Source organism: Allomuricauda sp. CAU 1633 (assembly GCF_017313225.1).
In the GTDB taxonomy this organism is placed as follows: domain Bacteria; phylum Bacteroidota; class Bacteroidia; order Flavobacteriales; family Flavobacteriaceae; genus Flagellimonas.
In genome coordinates this window covers 315,453-333,093 of sequence record NZ_JAFLNE010000002.1, presented here as the reverse complement: position 1 = coordinate 333,093, position 17,641 = coordinate 315,453, and the positions used below count along the sequence as shown (strand labels likewise).

The following is a 17,641-nucleotide window of genomic DNA, read 5'->3' as shown; positions in this document are numbered from 1 at the left end:
TGATGGTCCCTTTTTGTACTTATCAACAAGACAATGGTTCGTTGTAAGTTGGTTATATTTGTAAAGACCAACCCATGAACCATGCTCTATAAGATTCTTGCCAAAATCAATAAAGCCCTACTTCCCTCCTATACCAAGCGGGGGTTGGATCTGGCCAAAGCATCTAGGTTACAATTGGCCATTATAGGATGGCGGTATTATGTCACCACTAGGGCATTGGACAGTTAATATTGCAATAAAGCTTCTATTTGATACCCGTTGAGCTTCTCTGTGCCATTCAAAAAAGTGAGTTCGATCAAGAAATTGCACTGGACCACTTCTCCTCCTAGTTTTTCAACCAGCTTGCAAACTGCGCTGGCAGTTCCTCCCGTTGCCAGAACATCATCATGGATCAACACCTTCTCTCCTTTCTTGATGGCGTCGGTATGAATCTCGAGAATTTCTGAACCATATTCCAGTTCATAGGCCTCGGAAAACGTTTTGTATGGCAGCTTTCCTTTTTTCCGTACTGGAACAAAACCCGCGTTGAGTCGTTCCGCTAGCATTGGGGCAAAAATAAAACCCCTACTATCTACACCCACCACCTTATCAATTTTCATATTTGTGGTAAAACCCAATAGGGCATCGCAAGTTTTTTTGAGGGCTTCGGGATTATTTAAAAGTGGAGTAATATCCTTAAAGATTACCCCTTGCTTTGGAAAGTCTTCTATATCACGGACGTAGGCAGCAAAATCCATATATATTTTTAGATGAGGTGGTTTTGTAGTAAAGGTAAAAAGAAATATATTTGCACCCCTGTTAAGGCCGCGTGCCCGCCCGTGCCGAAGGGCACATTCGGACGGGGAGCAAAAATGACATTTTGATGTTCTTTGTTTATGTGCTGTACAGTCGAGAATTTAAAAAATATTATGTTGGTTTTTCCGCAGATATTGACAGACGGCTGAAGGAACACAACAATGGAAAAACCCAATCGACCAAGGCCTTTATTCCTTGGGAGATGGTTCATAAAGAAAGTTTCGAAACTCTAACAGAGGCCCGAAGAAGAGAAAAGTACTTGAAATCGGCTGCTGGAAGAAAGTGGAGAAAATTACATATTAGGCCGCGTGGCGCAACTGAATAGCGCATCTGATTACGGCTCAGAAGGTTGCAGGTTTGAATCCTGCCGCGGTCACGAATAAATCGAAAAGCAAGCAAAATCATAAAGCTTGCTTTTTTGATTTTGAGGGTTTTTGATTTTCAGCGCGTAGCGCCAAGGATGTGAATCAATCCTGCCTCTCCCCGTCCAAACAAACGCAAAAAACCTTGCAAAATCTATGAGATTGCAAGGTTTTTGCAGTTTTTGGCCAAACCTAGTCTTCCATTACGAAAATACTATTCAAAAAAAGGTATCCCAGGAGAAGCATATTTTCGCATAGCTTCCTCATTGATCTCCACCCCAAGTCCAGGTTTATCCGGTAGTGGTATGTATCCGTCCTTGGTTAAAAAATCATCACCTTCAAAAGTGACAATATCCTTATACATTTCATTTTCATGGAAGTAAATCTGCCATTCAAGGATAAGGAAGTTGGGTACGGCCGCACAGACATGTGCCGAAGATACGGCACCAAGATAGGAAGCGACCATGTGCGGTGCAAAAGGCGTATTATAGGTATTGGCCATATTGGCTATCCGCAACCCTTCGCCCAAACCTCCACATTTTTGAAGATCTGGCATAATAATGTCTACAGCTCCAATTTCAAAAGGATGCCTAAACCCATAGGTCAAGTACCAGTTTTCACCACCACAAATCGGAGTGGTAGTCGATTCTCGAATACGTGCATACGACTCTGGAACCTCAGCAGGCACTGGTTCTTCCAACCACATAAGATTGTAGGGCTCCAAAGCTTTGGCGATTTTCATGCCCGAAGCTTCATCAAATCTACCATGGCAGTCCACACAAATATCAATGTCTTCGCCCACTGCCTCCCGAACCGCAGCAATTTGGGCTTCCATACGTCTTAATTCCGGAATGCTTACACTCCAGTTGTACGGATCCAATTTATTGGGGTCCTGACGGTCGTCTATATCAAATTTTACGGCAGTAAATCCGTATTTATCCACATCTTCCTTTGCTCTTCTACCCATCTCTTGTGGCTCAAGCCGACTTCCCGCTGTATCACAGTAAACTCGAATCTTATCCCGAAATTTGCCGCCCATTAATTGGTAAACGGGCAACCCCAAAGCCTTGCCCACCAAGTCCCACAAAGCGGTTTCCAAGGCTGTCATTACACAGACGTACATGCCGGCTTGGGCTCCTTTAAAAAGACCTCCCCTGCGCATTTCTTCTTGAAGTCGGTTAATGTTCAAAGGGTTTTGACCAATCAAGTGGTTTTTAGCCAAGTGATGCACGACGTGGTATGTTCCGTAAACTCCATCAACACCTTGACCATGACCAACGATATCTTGGTTGGTATAGATCTTCACAAAAAGGCTGTGCTCATTGCGAATAAACCCGCATTTCACCGCCGTGATTTTAAGATCGGACGGTGCTGATGATTTTGGCGTTTTTTGAATAGAGGTGGCCAGCCCATTATAGGAGGTGGCCAGCATGGCGCCGCTAATACCCAAAGTGGTCCTGGACAAAAAAGAACGGCGCGACGTCTTTTTGCCTACGGACGAAGAAAATAATTTCATTGATTTTGATTTTGATTTCGATTTTGATTTGTCAACAACTAAATATACTAAAAATGAAAATAGATTTTCAATGGAATGCAAGCATGCGGTCACGAACAGATTGAGAAAGGTAGTAAATCATAAAGCTTGCTTTTCGATTTTGTAGCTTTCTGATTTTCAATACATAGGGACAGGGATAGGCAGCAATTCCAAATTAATCGAGTTTTCGCTCCAGAACATAATCATCCATTACATAGCCACCGCCAATATCCTGTATAATGGAATCCACATTACTAAATCCCATTTTTTCATAGGCGGCAATGGAGTCTGAATTATACTTGTTTACAGTCAACCTAATTTTGGCAAGATCAAGCTCTTTGGCTTGCGATTGCATAAAGGAAAGACCCGCTTTGGCCACTCCGTTTCCCCTTGCAGATTTTAAGACGTACAACTTGCTCAAAAAGAGAACATCCTCATTAATACTATAAGAAAAATATCCGACAAACTCATCTTTAAGTTGGAGTAGGTAATACGCAATTCCCTTTTCCAATTGATCTTGAATCGCTTTGGCCGACTGAAACTTATCCAACATATAGTTCACCTGTCCCAATCCGATGATAGGCGTGTAATGTTCGGTCCAAATGGTCCGCGCCAGATCGGCCACTACACCAATATTTGCTTTTAATTTTACTGGTACGATGTTGATCATTCCTTAAAATAACTAGGTTCCCTTATTGTAAACCAAATTAAAGGAAAAACCTGCAAAATCCATTGAACAAGAGGATTCCAAGCATTTTTAAACCCATATCTATTCTAAAGGAGCTCTATCTATGCATTTACAATGCTGGGGTAATTGCCCAAAAGCCACCATTTAGGGCCTTCCTTGACCAAGACTATCAAGGATTCAAATTGTAATTCTTTGCTTTTTAACCGCACCCTTGCATAGGCCAAATCGCCCAAAACCTCCAAATGGATTACTTCCATGGTTCTGGGAATCCCCCCAAAGGTTCCTTCCTTGATCAAACCAATGTATTCATCCTTATCTAAATGAAAGATTCCCTTTTTGGCAAAAAAACCAGATTGCACATTTCGGTAGTTCTTATGCAAGGTGCTGGCCAAAAGTTCAACATCACTTGTATCACCTCCTTTTATAAAGGCATTGAGGGTTTCCATTACTTCTTCGGATTGCATGTTGGTTTGTTTTACTGCGGTTACCTGTATTTCAATTTTCATTCTTGGGTCCGAAAGTCCTGCGGCAATCATTGTTGCGGCCGGCTTGGATGTACCAAAGTATTTTCTCAATATGGGCCAGCACGCTTCAAAATCGCTTGCATTTGGAAGGATATAGGTAATCCTGACCACATCTTCCAATTTAGCATCTGCCTGGTGAAGGGCGCTTTGGATGTTTCTAATACACTGATCGGCCTGAACCACTACATCATCGGATATGGTCATCGTTTCATAATCAAATCCGGTGGTTCCCGAAACAAAAATCCAATCCCCATGCACCAAAGCTCTTGAATATCCAATTTGTTCTTCAAAAGTTGATCCAGAGGTAATATGTTGTTTTTTCATTGGTGTTTTTTTAGTTTTTATTGTGATTTGGGAGCGACTCTTTTGTCAGTTCCAATTGGTTTGAGTCCACCGGAAAACTATCATACTTGTTATACAGTTTTTGATATTTTTCAGGATCTATCGGGTCTTCACCCAATATCTGATGTAAGCCTTTAAAGAACCCTTCCCTTTTCATTGAAGGATTAAAAACAAGCATCAACTTAACTATTGCATCAGAATCATTTTTAAATCCATGTGGAGTAAATCTGGGGACGAAAACCACCGCTCCTTTTGAAAGCTGCTTCATTTCAGTGCCATGCATCACTGTTAACGTACCTTCAGTTACTATAAAAGTTTCATCCATAAACCTATGGTAGTGCAAATTTGCCCCAATGGTCTTGGGTTGCAGGACAATCTCGTAAATGCCCAACTGGTCGTTAGTGAGATTGCTGGTCACCTTACATGTGAATGACCCGCTGCCCAACTCCATTTTCTCTCCTTCATCCGGATGGATAATTTTGGAATTGTCCGCCAACGTATCTTCAAGATAATTTTCTTCCATGATATTCATTTTCAATTTCCATTGAAGCATTGTGATATTTGTTCCTTTGCAGATCTAAATCGGTTTGCGGAACCTTCATGCGCGGTACCATGAATTGAAAAAATATTCACCTCAACAATGCCGATAAAATTCAAGACCCCCTGAAGATATCCTTCCACACCATCGGGAGATTCTCCATTTATGGGCATGCCTCCCCTAGACACGATTACAGCTGCATCTTTCCCCGTAAGCAATCCTTTTCGGGTATAGTTTTCCGGATCATAGCCAAAAGTCCTGTTGATGCGCACTACATGATCAATATAGGCTTTTAAGGTGCTGGGGGTGGAATAATTATACACCGGCGAGCTTATCAATACTGTGTCTGCTGATTCCAATTCATCAATCAACACATTGGATATGTGCAGGCCGTTTTCATCCGCTTCGGTAGTATTGAATGCAGAAAAAACAGATTGCGTAAGGTGCGGCATCTCAAACTTTTCCAAATCCCGATAGACTACCTTCGATTCGGGATGATGTTCCTTCCATACAGCTTCGTAATGGTCTGCTGCTTTTCTACTGAAGGAATCCTCCAAGTTAAAACTTGAATCAATTCTTAAAAGTGTTTTCATACTTCTTCGTTTTGCTTAATAGACAAATGAAGAAGCCTTTACGTGACAACAATTAGAGATTTTCAGTTGATGTGCCTATCCAGATAGGCCAACAATTTTGCAATATGCTGGTTGGCCACAACTCCTTTGGGTTGGTGAAGGTTCCTTAATTTTTCGGGATCCACAATGGAATAGATTGCGGACAACTTGTTCTGTTCATTAAAATTGAACACAATACAGCTCATTATTCTATTATTGGTCTTAAACCATAGGGCGGGTTGATGGTTGATGTAGGTAAAGGAGCGTTCTTTGCCATCCAAGAACATGCCATACACATACTGAAGTAATTCTGCGGTTCTTTGTTTTCCCTCGGTGATTTTAGTGACCACTTTAACCGAGTTGCCACCATCTGCCATCAAACAAATATCTTCGGCAAAGAGAGACTCCAACGTATCGGTATCGGCGGCCATTAAGGCCTCAACATAGGGATTTAGGCTATCTTTAGCAGGCAATTCTTTTTTAAAAGATTGGTTCTTCAACTTTTTTTTGGCCCTTACATATAATTGTCTGCTATTGTCTTTGGATACGTTAAGAACATCGGCAATATCCCCGTGCCCATAGTCGAACCCTTCCCTTAGAATAAATACAGCCCTTTCTTTGGGGTTGAGCTCCTCAAAAAGTACCATTAGGGAATAATTGGCCACTTGTTCCTTTATCAATGGGGCATCCGCCGACTCAGTTGTTATGGGTTCTGGCAGCCAAATCCCATATTTGGAAAATTTCTTGCTCCTATTCTTAAAGTTTATGGAAAGATTGATTACCATTTTTATGAGGTAATTAACCTCGTTCTCTACTTTGGATTTGTCCAGTGTGATATATTTTTCCATAGCATCCTGCACAACATCATGGGCATCCTCAAAAGACCCCACAATATTATAAGAGTAGGTAAGCAACTTGGAAAAAATGGACTTTGTCATGGCATGTATTTGAAATCATGGGGAAAAGCCATGGGCCTTCCCTATGTTACTGACAATTGAAAACTCACTTATGTGACAACCTTCCCTAAAATTTTTGAAATCAAAATTAAGGATATCCTGATTGGTCCATTAATCAATGTACAAAAAGCCTTTGTTGCTTTAGGAAACAATACCCAATAATAGATTTTGTTTCAAGATAATTGTGCTATGGTTTAAACAACTTATGGGTGGATTTTTAGTATCCTGTTTTCAAAAAAAATATCCCACTAAAAGGCCTGTTATGCACAGTATCATGAATGCCCCTCCATCTTGAATCATTGGTGCCTTCCTGATTTTCTATTTCAGACCTTTTCCTATTTAGTAAAGTGAGGCTTTTTTCTGAGTCCATGAGTTTTTGTATTCCAATAAAAGACTGCTTTAATCTCAAAGGGTATCAAAGAAAGTCATGATGATTTTTGGAAGGTTCACATCCCTATTCAGATTGCCCAAGTATTCCGGCCACTCTTCAAAATCTGGATTAGCAAAGTGATGGCCTCCATTTATGACCTCCACGGTTGACACTCTTTTAGTTGATTCAGATGTGGAATAGGTTCTTTGAACTACTCTTGAATTATCCTGTGGATATATATCCTCATATTTGATTTCTGATTCCAAACTTGGTTCTCCCTTCAACAAGTCCAACCAATAATCGCGGGTTTCATGGGCAGATACAACCTTTCCACGGGTTTGTCCGTCTCCTGCCCATACTTCACCCCCTTGATAAGGATTTATTGGGTCTGCAGTGCCATTTATCAGTAAAATGGATACCGCTTCGTTGCTACTTGTACAGTCATCATTGACGGAAATGGGAAGGTTGGCCCCCACTATGGCAAAGCCCTTAAATTCACTTGGAATCTTTTTGGCCAGTTTAAAGCACATGTGCCCCCCATTGGAATACCCAACAGCAAAAACCTCGGTTTCTTGGAACTGGTATTGGTTCTTTAACCTCTCAATTATTTTTAAAAGAAACTTCACATCATCAATCTGTTGCTTTTTGGCAGGATAGGTTGCTTTTGCCCTACAATCGTTCCAATTTCCACTAAAACCCTCTGGGTAGACCATGATGGTCTGCTCCTGCTGATAGGCCAATGCATTAAATTGGGTGCCTACCACCTGTTCCATAAAACCCATACTCATGCCAGAGCCATGAAGTGCAAAAATGATTCTTACCTTACCTCCATTTTGCTTTGGTTGGGTGTAGGTATATGAGCGAATTCTATCATAGATTTCTAGTGAATCCACCTGTGATTTTTGCGCATTCAGTATCAGCGGCATAGCAAGAACCAAAAGCCACTGAATGTATTTTAAAGTATATTTTTTCATTTTTGTTGTTCCTATTTTTTCCATTGAATTTTTACAGCCACAAATTGGTCCAGTTCAAGACGTTCCTTGTAATGAACCTCAAAACCATTCTTCTGATAGAACCCCAATGGTGATTTATAGGGTTCTCCTGTATTTTTAAGATAATCGTCGTGTGGTATTACCCAGCCATTCAATACCATTTCATCCTCTTTAGCTTTATCCAAGAGTTTAGATCCAAGCCCTTTCCCTTGGAGTTTTGAATCCAACAGGATAAAAAACCAACTAGCATTGTCCTTCCTATATTTTACACAACAGCCTATTAGGTGGTTCTCTTTTAAGAGCAGTAGATATCTTTTATTCGAAAGCTTAGCCAAATAGTCCTCAAAATCTTCAATTTGCGTATAGGTAATACTTTGAAAATATTCCGCATTCCATATCCTAAAAAGGTCTTGTTTTTGGGTTGATGTCAAAACAGTTGTAAGAGTGACTTTCATACCATGACTTTTAAAGAGCGTAGGGTTTTATAAAACCCTACGCTAAATTTGAAATTTGTTCTAGTGGAGCATCTTTGTAAATCCATACAAACAATCAAAACCTACCTTGTTTTCGGCAAAGTCCTTCATGTCCAACGAGGCGTTTAGCGTTGACCCGCCAACAAAGCTGGAATAGATGCCGGTACCCCCTACCACATTATCCAAAGTGTTCTCCCTTTTTATGAAAGCATTCATATTGGCGGGTGGTGCGGGTATCATTTCAATTAGGTTGTGCAGAACCAAGGAACTGTTTTGCGAATCTTCAAATAGAAACACGGTATAATTTTCACCGAACATGCTGCCATCTTCAAAGGTCTGGGCATCTACATTGATATCGATTACGGTGCCTATGGCTTCATCGGTCGCAGGATTGAACATGGTCATTTCAAAGGCGTTACCTGATACGGTTAAATCAGTTCCGGGCAACTCGTAGTTTTCGACCATTTTACCCGTTACTGTCCCTTTTGCATTGATACCGAACATTAAGGGAATTGTGGGGTCTTCGCCAATGACATCTCCATTGTAGTCGTCATCGCTACATGACATTAGAGCCATTAAACTGAATGTAAGTGCTAAAAGTTTAAATACTATCTTTTTCATTTTGTGCAGAAATAATAATTGTTCATCATATCATGTTGGTAGTTTTCTATGGCCACGCTTGAGAAACCAGCTTCTGCAAGCATTTCTTTGGCCTTTTCAACACCCCATACGGTGCCAAGCCCCATACCTCCCTGCGCTAGGGATACTGACATGCAATGCAACGTGGAGGCGGTATAAAGAAAGGGTGCCAACGGATGTTCTTCATTGTTTTCCAAATTTGAAGAAGCGTTGATATCCATCATCAAATATTGGCCTGTATTTGCCTTGAGCAAAGCATTTATTTTAGCCAGTACCTTATCTGGAAAAGCCAAGTCGTGTATCACATCAAAAGTTGTGATCAAATCAAAGTGTTTATCGAATTGATACTCTAGAATATCAGCTTCAAAAAAGTTGATGTTCTCCAGTCCTGACATTGTTGCCCTGGTTTGGGCACTCTGTATCGGCTCAGGACAAAGGTCGATACCCACAAAACGACTATTGGGGAAATTCTTGGCGAGTTCCATCAAAATTTTCCCGTCACCGCACCCAACATCCAACACATCAATGCCGTTGGTAAGGGCTTCCATTTGTTTTGGTTTCTGCGTAAGGATATTGTCAATAAGGTTATTGCCCACATTGGCGTTGCTGATTTCACCCATAACTTGATAAAACCTACCATATTCGGAGTAGGGAACACCACCTCCATTTTCAAAACAGTCCACAATCTTATCCTCAACACTGGACCAAACTGGCAGGATGGATGCAATTGCGGCCATGTTTTTTTCCTTTGATTTTCGGGTGAGGAAAAAGGCATTTTCGGCGGGCAACAGATAGGTCTTGCCCTCTGGCTCATACTCAACTATTTTGCCACAAACCAAGGCACCCAACCACTCCCTTACATACCGCTCGCTTAAACCGGCACAGGTTGCAATTTCAGCTGATGTTGCGGGTTCCATGGTATCCATCACATCGAACAATCGGGTTCTGTGCCCAATGGATATCATATTCCCCAATGCAGCATTGTTGATTACTGACATCATTTGTCCAGCGAAAGCTTCCATTTTATGGGCATCACTGGGAATTCTGGGTAAACAAGAATTACACATAACTTATTTTTTATTGATTATATGTGCAAACTTAGAGGGGTTCCCAGGGCTTCAATTTTCATATTGGCCCAAAGAATAGACAAATAAGGTCAGAGGCAATTAATTCAATAAAAGACGATATTTTGAAGGGGTTGTGTCTTGGTATTTTTTAAAAGTTCTAATAAAATGTGATGTATTTTCAAACCCACATCTAAAGGCTATCTCATTGATGTGCAAATTTGAATTGCCCAACAGTTTTTTGGATAGTTGCAGTTTTCTATTTAGCAACCATCTTCCCGGGGATGTTTTGTACACTTTGGGAAATTCGCGTTTAAAGGTTGATAGGCTCATATTACACAATTCGGCATATTCAGGGAGCTTTAATGAGCTCGCATAATTCTCTTCCATCACCTGTCGGATTCCAATCCTTTCGTCGCCCACCAATTGCAACAAATAGGTTGAAAGTGAGGTATACTCTGGCTGTGTAAATAAGTTCAACAGTAATTCATCAAACTTAACCTCCAATAGTTCCTTGTTTATCACCAACATATTTGCAAAATAATTGAGTATGGTAAAAAAGAAGGCCTCCAAGGTTGAATCTTGTGGCAGGGCAATAAGGTTTTCCGAAGAATCCAGGACTTGTGAATTGCCTTGGTCGTTTACTTTAATATAATCGTACTTGGTCAAAAAATGATTGACATAGCTTTCTGGCAAAAAAAGCATTAGGGCGCAATAATCTTCCTCAAAAAAGCTTTCCCCAGTATAGGCTCCTTTTTTCATGAAGAAAGTAGCCCCTTTTGTTACTGTAAGGTCTTGGTTTTTGGAGCTGTATATTTTCTTTCCTGAAGTGCAGAACACCAAACACCCCACCTCTGTCCAGAATTTGAACGTTGTATCCTCCAAAAAGCATTTGTATTCCACACAAAGTAAATCGCGAACAATGACCTTTTTATAAATGTCCAGAGCTTTTAAGGTTTGATAGAAATTGATCATGACATTGTTGTTAAAATTGCCCCCCTAAAATGATACGGTTGTCTTTTTTGGGTTCTCAAGGGTTGATTTGTTATAGTGTTGCTTAAACTCTTCCTGCCCAACCGAAGTTAGGTAGGGATATATGGCCTCCAATAGCAGACCGCTATACTCTTGAATGGACTTTTTGGTGAGTCCTTTGGGATGAATTACCTTGGCAGAAGACATCCAGAAGTCGCCTAAAATTTGAAATCGTCTGCAGAGGTTTTGAAATTGATTGGGATATTGTTCATTGTGCATTAAGCCTTTTTCCACAAAGGCACTGAACAAAGCTGTCATTTGCTCTTCCCTCAATTTTACCATATCCCGAAAATGATTTCTGATGGGACGGTGCTCCAACATTACTTCAGTGAAATTCAACAAGATAAAACGATATCGATAAAAATTGGTGGTTACCACTTCAGATACATCAAACAACAATTTTAAGCTTACCTCCTTTTGTTGATTGCTTAACATGATTTCATCAATATCATTTACCAGTCTTTGATACAGTTCGTTGATGATATCCTCTCTTTTTTTGAAATGATAATTCAGGTTCCCCTGGCTAATTCCAAGATCCTTGGCTATAGTACGCAAGGTTACATTGGAAGTACCATACTTGTTAAACAATTTCAAAGCACTTCTTAAAATACGTTCTCTTGTATCAATCATGGTTCAAATGTACAAAAAATTAGTAAACTTGACCTAATTTAGTACATATGACCTAAAATAACTTCAAGCTGTCAAAAAAAAACGCCCCAAAATGGGGCGTCTTTAAAAGCGGATTATGGCTTTCCAAACAAATTGTGAATTAAACCTACATTTTTAACCGCATGAACAATTCATGGGTGTTGTGATCTAACCCATCAATGGAACTTTGCAATGCGGTCTCATAGGCATAACCCAAATTAAAACCATTGCTGATGTTAAAAAGGAACAATCCGCTGATACTCTCATCAAATCGATAAGAGGCCCCAAATTCAAAACGTTCCCCAAAATCCAAAATACCGGTTAATTCCAAGGACATCGGAGATGCATCCACATATCGGAACATCCCCATAGTTTTCAGGTCCAAGGCCTTACCCAATAGGAAAGTATACCCCCCACTGAGGTAAGCATGTCTGCGGTCCGTACCCAGATACGCATTACCGTTTTGTTCCTGCATACGGTCTGGGGTAAGGAGCTTTGGCGCTGATAGCGACACAAAGTACCGATCATGCTTTAAATACACTCCTGCACCCACATTGGGCGTAAAACGACTTTCATAATTTGAAAGTGCTCCATCCTGCCCTACACCGTAGGTGACCAAACCATCTGTATTGGCGTCATAGGAGTTTGCACTTCCCTTGATACCGAAATACAGACGATGCTCCTCATCCAAATCAATGAAGTAGGATACGTCAATGGCCATCCAGGTTTGTTGCTCAATGAAGGTACGATCGTTGAGGATGGACACGCCAAGTCCCACATTTCTACCTACCGGCATTCCAAAAATGGCACTCTGGCTTTCCGGTGCACCTTCCACTCCGGCCCACTGACTCCGAATTCCCAATGAGAACTCGGCTGCTTCTGAGCTTCCTGCAAAAGCCGGATTGTAGATGTTCATGTTATAGCGGTAAAAGGTATAGTTGGGGTCCTGTTGGGCCTTGCCCGAAAAGGACAGCACCAAAACCGCTATCAGTATCTGAAATTTGTTAATGAAATTCATGTCTTTTGTATTGCGTTTTTTGTCTTGTTGATTTTTAATAATTGATGAAAATCCAGCCTTGTATCGGGGCACTTCCATCGCCTAGGTCAATGATGTACAGGTATGATCCAGCCGGAAGTTTTTCATTCCTGCTCTTGTAGAATCCTTCCCAGTTGTTACGATAGGATTGCGTTGCAAACACTTCATGGCCCCATCGGTTGTAGACCGATACCCTGTTGTTGGGGTAATTATCAATCCCTGGGATAATCCAAGCATCATTATTACCGTCTCCATTGGGCGTAAAGGCCTGAGCTGGAACCAAGGTAGGTTCATCACTCGTTGGGAATGCATCCTCACCATCGACAACGCCATCGTTGTCATCATCGTCATCCAAACTGTCAGGAATACCATCTCCATCCGTATCCACAGGAATACTTGAAGCATCGGTTGGGTCTGTTCCCTGCTCTATTTCCAGTTCATCGGGATACCCATCTGCATCATCATCGGTATCAGTATTATCACCAATGCCATCACCATCGGTATCAGTATCCTCAGTAAAATCTGTTGGGAATGCATCCTGATCATCAGGAATGCCATCGTTGTCATCATCGGTGTCAACGTTGTCGCCAAGACCATCACCATCGTTGTCGATATCAGTAACACCGTCATTATCATCGTCATCATCAGCATTGTCGCCAACGCCATCACCGTCCACATCGGCATCTTCGTTTGGATCTAATGGAAATGCATCCTCATCATCCGGAGTGCCATCATTGTCAGCATCATTATCTGCATTGTCCCCAACACCGTCGTTATCCGTATCGGTATCTTCGGCTGGGTCTTTTGGAAAATCGTCATTCACGTCCAACGTGCCATCTCCATCGTCATCATCATCAGCGTTATCACCGGTTCCATCATTGTCAGTATCGGTATCCTCAGCAGGGTCTTTTGGGAAATCGTCATTGATGTCCAATGTACCGTCGCCATCGTCATCGTCATCTGCATTGTCACCTGTCCCGTCACCATCGGTATCGGTATCCTCGGTAGGGTCTTTTGGAAAATCGTCATTGATATCCAACGTGCCATCTCCATCGTCATCGTCATCTGCATTGTCACCGGTCCCATCGTTGTCGGTATCGGTGTCCTCAGATGGGTCTCTCGGGAAATCGTCATTCACGTCCAACGTACCATCACCATCGTCATCGTCATCGGCGTTGTCACCGGTCCCATCATTATCGGTATCAGTATCCTCGGTAGGGTCTTTTGGGAAATCGTCATTGACATCCAAAGTGCCATCACCATCGTCATCATCGTCTGCATTGTCACCGGTTCCGTCACCATCGGTATCGGTGTCTTCGGTTGGGTCTTTTGGAAAATCGTCATTCACGTCTAAAGTGCCATCATCGTCATCGTCATCATCAAAATTGTCCCCGGTTCCGTCACCATCGGTATCGGTATCCTCGGATGGATCTTTTGGGAAATCATCATTGACGTCCAACGTACCATCGCCGTCATCATCGTCATCTGCGTTGTCGCCTGTCCCGTCACCATCGGTATCGGTGTCTTCGGCTGGGTCTTTTGGAAAATCGTCATTGATATCCAAAGTGCCATCACCATCGTCATCATCATCTGCATTGTCCCCAGTTCCGTCACCATCGGTATCGGTGTCCTCTGTCGAATCCTTTGGAAAGGCATCTTCGTCATCTGGAGCACCATCACCATCATCATCGTCATCGGTATCATCTGGGATTCCATCACCATCAGTATCTTGAGCTGCGGTAATGTTTGCACTGTAGGTTGTGCCACTCAATGCATCGTCTCCATCTTTTACCTTGAAAGAAAAGGAAGTATAGTTTGCACCATACTCACCACTAGCCGTGGTGTATACCAATAGGGTCACATCATCAATCATTTGATTTATAGACACGGGGTTGCCGTTGTATTCCAATATTCCTTTAGATGGAAGTGAAATAACCTGAATTCCGTTGAAGGCATCACTGGGGTCATCATCGGCAAACGTAAAATCGCTTGCGGCAAAGACGTATCCAGCATCTTGAATCACATCCACCGCAATGTTATCTCCTTCTGGAGCATCATTCACGTTGTTGATACTGAAAGAAACTGTTACCGTTGAAGAGAAAGAAACAGCATCTTCAAAATTGTAGGTAAAACTGTCCGTTCCAGACTCATCACCATCATGCTCATAAGAAAAGGTACCATCTGTATTGAACGTAAAGGAAGCAGCATGCGATGGATTTGTGATAATGTGGTATTCTAAATCATCGCCATCAATTTCTACATCGTTGGTGGAAACATCCTCGTTTAAGGTGGCGTTTTCATCCAAATTGAAACTATCCGCATTTGCAACTGGCGCATCGTCCGAAGGCAAAATGGAAAGTGTAATATTGGCTGTCACTTTTTGACCTTGATCATCCAACTCATAGGTAACGGTGTCCGTCCCATTTTCGTTGGCATTTGGGGTATAGACCACTTGGTTGCTTCCATTAACTACTGCTGTACCTTTGGTACCCTGTGCGGTGATGGTCACCGTTGGAGTAACCCCGGTATCGTAAACGTCATTGTACAGTACATCGATAGGGTCAGATGGGGTATCCTCATCCAAAATGGCCAAGTCATCATCCGCACTTACCACAAGTGTAATGTCGTAAGGCCCGAAAGAAGCAGTGCCCACATTGCCCGCATTATCTTTTACCTCTGCATGGATATACCACCCTGAACCACCTGTATTAAATGTTGTTGTTTTGGATTGACTATTGCTCCAAGACGTCCAAGCAGCACTATCCGTGGCTGGTGGGGTGGCACTTTGCACTTTGGCATAACGTTGTACGTCAAAACCACTGCCTCCATTCTCATCTTGGAAGACCAATTGGATATCAGTATCCGTATCCAAACTTCCGTTGGCCGGATTTGCTGTGATTGTTGGCAGCGTATCATCATCAACAATGGTCAATGTGCGATAGAAAGGTTCGGACCAAACTCCTGTATCGGTCTGTGTTCTAAGTCTTATGATATAATCAGCGGATAGGTTATTATAGGCTGAAAAATCGGTCATCGGGGTCGAGGCATTGTAAATCTCTGTATCTGTCGGGTCCCCGTCACCATCATAAGTACGTTGGGTAACAATCCATTCTTGGGTTGATAAGGTTCTACCATAAGGATCAACGGAATTATCTTCGATGACAATGGTCATATTCCCTGTATACGTATTAAGTTTATCTGGAAGAATATTGAACTGTGCAATCGGTAAATCTGTAGATCCACCAGTTGCAGCTGTTTTTTCCACATAGATACTGGTCGGACTACTCCAGGTACCTTGGTGGTCCTGAACGCGAAGCATCACCAAATATTGACCATCGGAAACAGCGTTTTTGTCGAACTGTCCATCAATCCAGTCATTGGTGGAAGCAGCATCCACCGCTTTCCATTTCCATTCGGATTGGTTAATTCCATCATTTGCACCACCATCCAAGTCATAGGAGGTGTTGTTGATAAAACCTGTATCACCACTATAGGTGAAACTTGCTACTGGCTTACGGTGGAAATACAAGGTAGTTGGCGCCGTAGGCATCTCTTCAAAGGTGAAGGTATATTTACCGGGCTTCTCGTAATACTCGGGTACATCTTCCAGGAACAGCCCACTCCATGAAACGCGACCTGTATTGTTTTCAAAATAGGTTTCATCATGGGTTATTTTCCAACGACCACTGGGGTAGCTCGCATTGGCGGTATTGTTTTTCAGCTGTGCTGGGTCTACGTCAATTTCAACTGAAGTTCCTGCTATGAAAAACTCCCCAGCACTTACGGTACCAAATTGGTACTGCTCATAAATGTACTGGGCCATATCGTCAATCCAAGTGGACCAACTTCCAGCATCCCTATTGATAAAAGTACCTTGGTTGTTGTTCTGGGTAATAAAACGTTCAAATTGGGTCTCATTGGTATTGGTACCCCAACCAATGTAATGGATATCCTCATTGATGGTACGCATCAAAATTTCAGATAAATCCTCATCATTATCAAAATCAGCAACCTCAAGGTCGTCCAAGTTTACATTGAAACGCAATGCACTGTTTCTCCATTGGGGTTCACGAAGTACATCTTTAAAGGCACGTAATTCCAATTTTTCAATATTGATATCCTTGAAGTAGGCACCAGATTGCTCGTGTACATAAAAACCATAACTCCCTTCGGAAAAGGTAGCATCAGAAATGTTGAATGACTCTATCCAATCGGTTCCGGCGTTTCCACCACCTCCTTTTCTTGAAATCTTGATATCGTCACCACTCATTTCAATCTTAAAGTCAATGGTCTGACCATCATAATACGCGTCAAACATATCGGCGCGATTTCCATTCCAACCATAGGTTGCGGTACCGGAATTACCACTATTGGTATTCAATGCCAAAACGGTTTTAACGCCGTTCTCGATTTTTATGATGGCTTCAGCTGGGTCACCATCAGTTCCATAACCACTCACGTTTCCACAAGCGGTATGGTTGTCGATGATATAGGCATAAAAGTTTTGATTATCGACCTTTCTAAAAATAAAGCCTACCTCACCGTGTACATAAGGTGCTCCTGTTAATCCCCAAGTTGCAGAAATGGAACCATCTGCAATATCACCCGTAGGGTCGTACATTGCATAGCCATAACCATTATAACGGCCCACAAAATCAGCTATGATTCGGTTGGTTCCAGAATCAAAAGTGAAGTAATCCCCTGTATATGAGGAATGCACTGGTGGCTCAGTTCCGTTAAAATTCATCTTGTTCCAGCTGTTGAAAATATCGCTGGCATCTGCTTGATCGGAAGAGATGGAGCTTCTTTGAAAAGCTTCCACTCGTAGTTTCCCTAAAGGGATTCCTTTAAGGTGCATGGCTTGTTCCAAATCGGCCTCAAAGGTGGATAAGTCAAGGTTGGCCGACCCTACGGTCACCATTACGTCAACATTGGGTCCTTGTTGCACGGTCATATCCACCGTTTGGGCCTGGACGGTTCCAAACAGCAGAAATAGTGCAAAAAGTGATAGAATGTTTATAAAATTCTGTTTCATGA

17 protein-coding genes and 1 tRNA gene are annotated in these 17,641 nt (G+C 42.0%); 3 read left to right on the top strand and 15 right to left on the bottom strand.

Annotated elements, in window-relative coordinates; genetic code table 11:
* The first annotated feature begins 81 nt into the window (after positions 1–81).
* Positions 82–228, top strand: a complete 147-nt coding sequence (locus tag J0X14_RS06405; protein WP_207096939.1) for an SsrA-binding protein — start codon at positions 82–84, stop codon at positions 226–228.
* Here the strand turns inward: J0X14_RS06405 and J0X14_RS06400 are convergent.
* Positions 225–737 carry an adenine phosphoribosyltransferase gene (locus tag J0X14_RS06400; protein WP_207096938.1) on the bottom strand — a complete coding sequence of 171 codons (513 nt, stop codon included), beginning with the start codon at positions 735–737 and terminating at the stop codon, positions 225–227. The genes J0X14_RS06405 and J0X14_RS06400 overlap by 4 nt on opposite strands.
* Positions 738–862: 125 nt before the next feature.
* On the opposite strand from J0X14_RS06400, the gene J0X14_RS06395 reads away from it, so the two are divergent.
* Complete coding sequence (locus tag J0X14_RS06395; RefSeq protein WP_207096937.1) at positions 863–1,120, top strand: GIY-YIG nuclease family protein; 258 nt, start codon at positions 863–865, stop codon at positions 1,118–1,120.
* Positions 1,098–1,171, top strand: a tRNA-Arg gene (locus J0X14_RS06390). The genes J0X14_RS06395 and J0X14_RS06390 overlap by 23 nt, the downstream gene beginning before the upstream one ends.
* Positions 1,172–1,371: 200 nt before the next feature.
* Here the strand turns inward: J0X14_RS06390 and J0X14_RS06385 are convergent.
* The 14 genes from J0X14_RS06385 to J0X14_RS06320 all read right to left on the bottom strand — a co-directional run bounded on the left by J0X14_RS06385 (position 1,372) and on the right by J0X14_RS06320 (position 17,639).
* Entirely contained in the window at positions 1,372–2,673 is a 1,302-nt protein-coding gene (locus tag J0X14_RS06385; protein ID WP_207096936.1) for a mandelate racemase/muconate lactonizing enzyme family protein, read from the bottom strand.
* A gap of 193 nt (positions 2,674–2,866) precedes the next feature.
* A complete protein-coding gene (locus tag J0X14_RS06380; protein WP_207096935.1) occupies positions 2,867–3,361 on the bottom strand; it encodes a GNAT family N-acetyltransferase in 495 nt (164 codons plus the stop codon).
* A 119-nt stretch (positions 3,362–3,480) separates the two neighbouring features.
* Positions 3,481–4,227, bottom strand: a complete 747-nt coding sequence (locus J0X14_RS06375; RefSeq protein WP_207096934.1) for a Rid family hydrolase — start codon at positions 4,225–4,227, stop codon at positions 3,481–3,483.
* A 10-nt stretch (positions 4,228–4,237) separates the two neighbouring features.
* Positions 4,238–4,768, bottom strand: coding sequence for a cupin domain-containing protein (locus J0X14_RS06370; protein WP_207096933.1), 531 nt, complete (start codon positions 4,766–4,768; stop codon positions 4,238–4,240).
* An 11-nt stretch (positions 4,769–4,779) separates the two neighbouring features.
* The gene (locus J0X14_RS06365) at positions 4,780–5,376 is read right to left on the bottom strand and encodes an FMN-dependent NADH-azoreductase (protein WP_207096932.1); all 597 of its coding nucleotides are present in this window, start codon (positions 5,374–5,376) and stop codon (positions 4,780–4,782) included.
* A 62-nt stretch (positions 5,377–5,438) separates the two neighbouring features.
* A complete protein-coding gene (locus J0X14_RS06360; protein ID WP_207096931.1) occupies positions 5,439–6,332 on the bottom strand; it encodes a sigma-70 family RNA polymerase sigma factor in 894 nt (297 codons plus the stop codon).
* 423 nt (positions 6,333–6,755) lie between these two features.
* Entirely contained in the window at positions 6,756–7,694 is a 939-nt protein-coding gene (locus J0X14_RS06355) for an alpha/beta hydrolase family esterase (protein ID WP_207096930.1), read from the bottom strand.
* Positions 7,695–7,705: 11 nt separating this feature from the next.
* Entirely contained in the window at positions 7,706–8,167 is a 462-nt protein-coding gene (locus J0X14_RS06350) for a GNAT family N-acetyltransferase (RefSeq protein ID WP_207096929.1), read from the bottom strand.
* A gap of 60 nt (positions 8,168–8,227) precedes the next feature.
* Complete coding sequence (locus J0X14_RS06345; RefSeq protein WP_207096928.1) at positions 8,228–8,806, bottom strand: hypothetical protein; 579 nt, start codon at positions 8,804–8,806, stop codon at positions 8,228–8,230.
* A complete protein-coding gene (locus J0X14_RS06340; RefSeq protein WP_207096927.1) occupies positions 8,803–9,891 on the bottom strand; it encodes a class I SAM-dependent methyltransferase in 1,089 nt (362 codons plus the stop codon). The genes J0X14_RS06345 and J0X14_RS06340 overlap by 4 nt, the downstream gene beginning before the upstream one ends.
* A 99-nt stretch (positions 9,892–9,990) precedes the next feature.
* Positions 9,991–10,863, bottom strand: coding sequence for a helix-turn-helix domain-containing protein (locus J0X14_RS06335; protein ID WP_207096926.1), 873 nt, complete (start codon positions 10,861–10,863; stop codon positions 9,991–9,993).
* Between the two features lie 24 nt (positions 10,864–10,887).
* Entirely contained in the window at positions 10,888–11,550 is a 663-nt protein-coding gene (locus tag J0X14_RS06330) for a TetR/AcrR family transcriptional regulator (RefSeq protein WP_207096925.1), read from the bottom strand.
* A 145-nt stretch (positions 11,551–11,695) separates the two neighbouring features.
* Positions 11,696–12,586: a type IX secretion system membrane protein PorP/SprF gene (locus J0X14_RS06325; RefSeq protein ID WP_207096924.1), complete on the bottom strand. Its 891-nt coding sequence runs from the start codon at positions 12,584–12,586 to the stop codon at positions 11,696–11,698.
* 34 nt (positions 12,587–12,620) lie between these two features.
* Positions 12,621–17,639: a gliding motility-associated C-terminal domain-containing protein gene (locus J0X14_RS06320; RefSeq protein WP_207096923.1), complete on the bottom strand. Its 5,019-nt coding sequence runs from the start codon at positions 17,637–17,639 to the stop codon at positions 12,621–12,623.
* Positions 17,640–17,641: the final 2 nt, after the last annotated feature.

Excerpts from the sequence above, each read along its gene's own strand:
- J0X14_RS06340 (WP_207096927.1), bottom strand. The coding sequence starts at position 9,891 with ATGTGTAATTCTTGTTTACCCAGAATTCCCAGTGATGCCCATAAAATG.
- J0X14_RS06375 (WP_207096934.1), bottom strand. The coding sequence starts at position 4,227 with ATGAAAAAACAACATATTACCTCTGGATCAACTTTTGAAGAACAAATT.
- J0X14_RS06370 (WP_207096933.1), bottom strand. The coding sequence starts at position 4,768 with ATGGAAGAAAATTATCTTGAAGATACGTTGGCGGACAATTCCAAAATT.
- J0X14_RS06365 (WP_207096932.1), bottom strand. The coding sequence starts at position 5,376 with ATGAAAACACTTTTAAGAATTGATTCAAGTTTTAACTTGGAGGATTCC.
- J0X14_RS06385 (WP_207096936.1), bottom strand. The coding sequence starts at position 2,673 with ATGAAATTATTTTCTTCGTCCGTAGGCAAAAAGACGTCGCGCCGTTCT.
- J0X14_RS06320 (WP_207096923.1), bottom strand. The coding sequence starts at position 17,639 with ATGAAACAGAATTTTATAAACATTCTATCACTTTTTGCACTATTTCTG.
- J0X14_RS06395 (WP_207096937.1), top strand. The coding sequence starts at position 863 with ATGTTCTTTGTTTATGTGCTGTACAGTCGAGAATTTAAAAAATATTAT.
- J0X14_RS06345 (WP_207096928.1), bottom strand. The coding sequence starts at position 8,806 with ATGAAAAAGATAGTATTTAAACTTTTAGCACTTACATTCAGTTTAATG.
- J0X14_RS06380 (WP_207096935.1), bottom strand. The coding sequence starts at position 3,361 with ATGATCAACATCGTACCAGTAAAATTAAAAGCAAATATTGGTGTAGTG.
- J0X14_RS06350 (WP_207096929.1), bottom strand. The coding sequence starts at position 8,167 with ATGAAAGTCACTCTTACAACTGTTTTGACATCAACCCAAAAACAAGAC.
- J0X14_RS06335 (WP_207096926.1), bottom strand. The coding sequence starts at position 10,863 with ATGATCAATTTCTATCAAACCTTAAAAGCTCTGGACATTTATAAAAAG.
- J0X14_RS06355 (WP_207096930.1), bottom strand. The coding sequence starts at position 7,694 with ATGAAAAAATATACTTTAAAATACATTCAGTGGCTTTTGGTTCTTGCT.
- J0X14_RS06325 (WP_207096924.1), bottom strand. The coding sequence starts at position 12,586 with ATGAATTTCATTAACAAATTTCAGATACTGATAGCGGTTTTGGTGCTG.
- J0X14_RS06405 (WP_207096939.1), top strand. The coding sequence starts at position 82 with ATGCTCTATAAGATTCTTGCCAAAATCAATAAAGCCCTACTTCCCTCC.
- J0X14_RS06360 (WP_207096931.1), bottom strand. The coding sequence starts at position 6,332 with ATGACAAAGTCCATTTTTTCCAAGTTGCTTACCTACTCTTATAATATT.
- J0X14_RS06330 (WP_207096925.1), bottom strand. The coding sequence starts at position 11,550 with ATGATTGATACAAGAGAACGTATTTTAAGAAGTGCTTTGAAATTGTTT.
- J0X14_RS06400 (WP_207096938.1), bottom strand. The coding sequence starts at position 737 with ATGGATTTTGCTGCCTACGTCCGTGATATAGAAGACTTTCCAAAGCAA.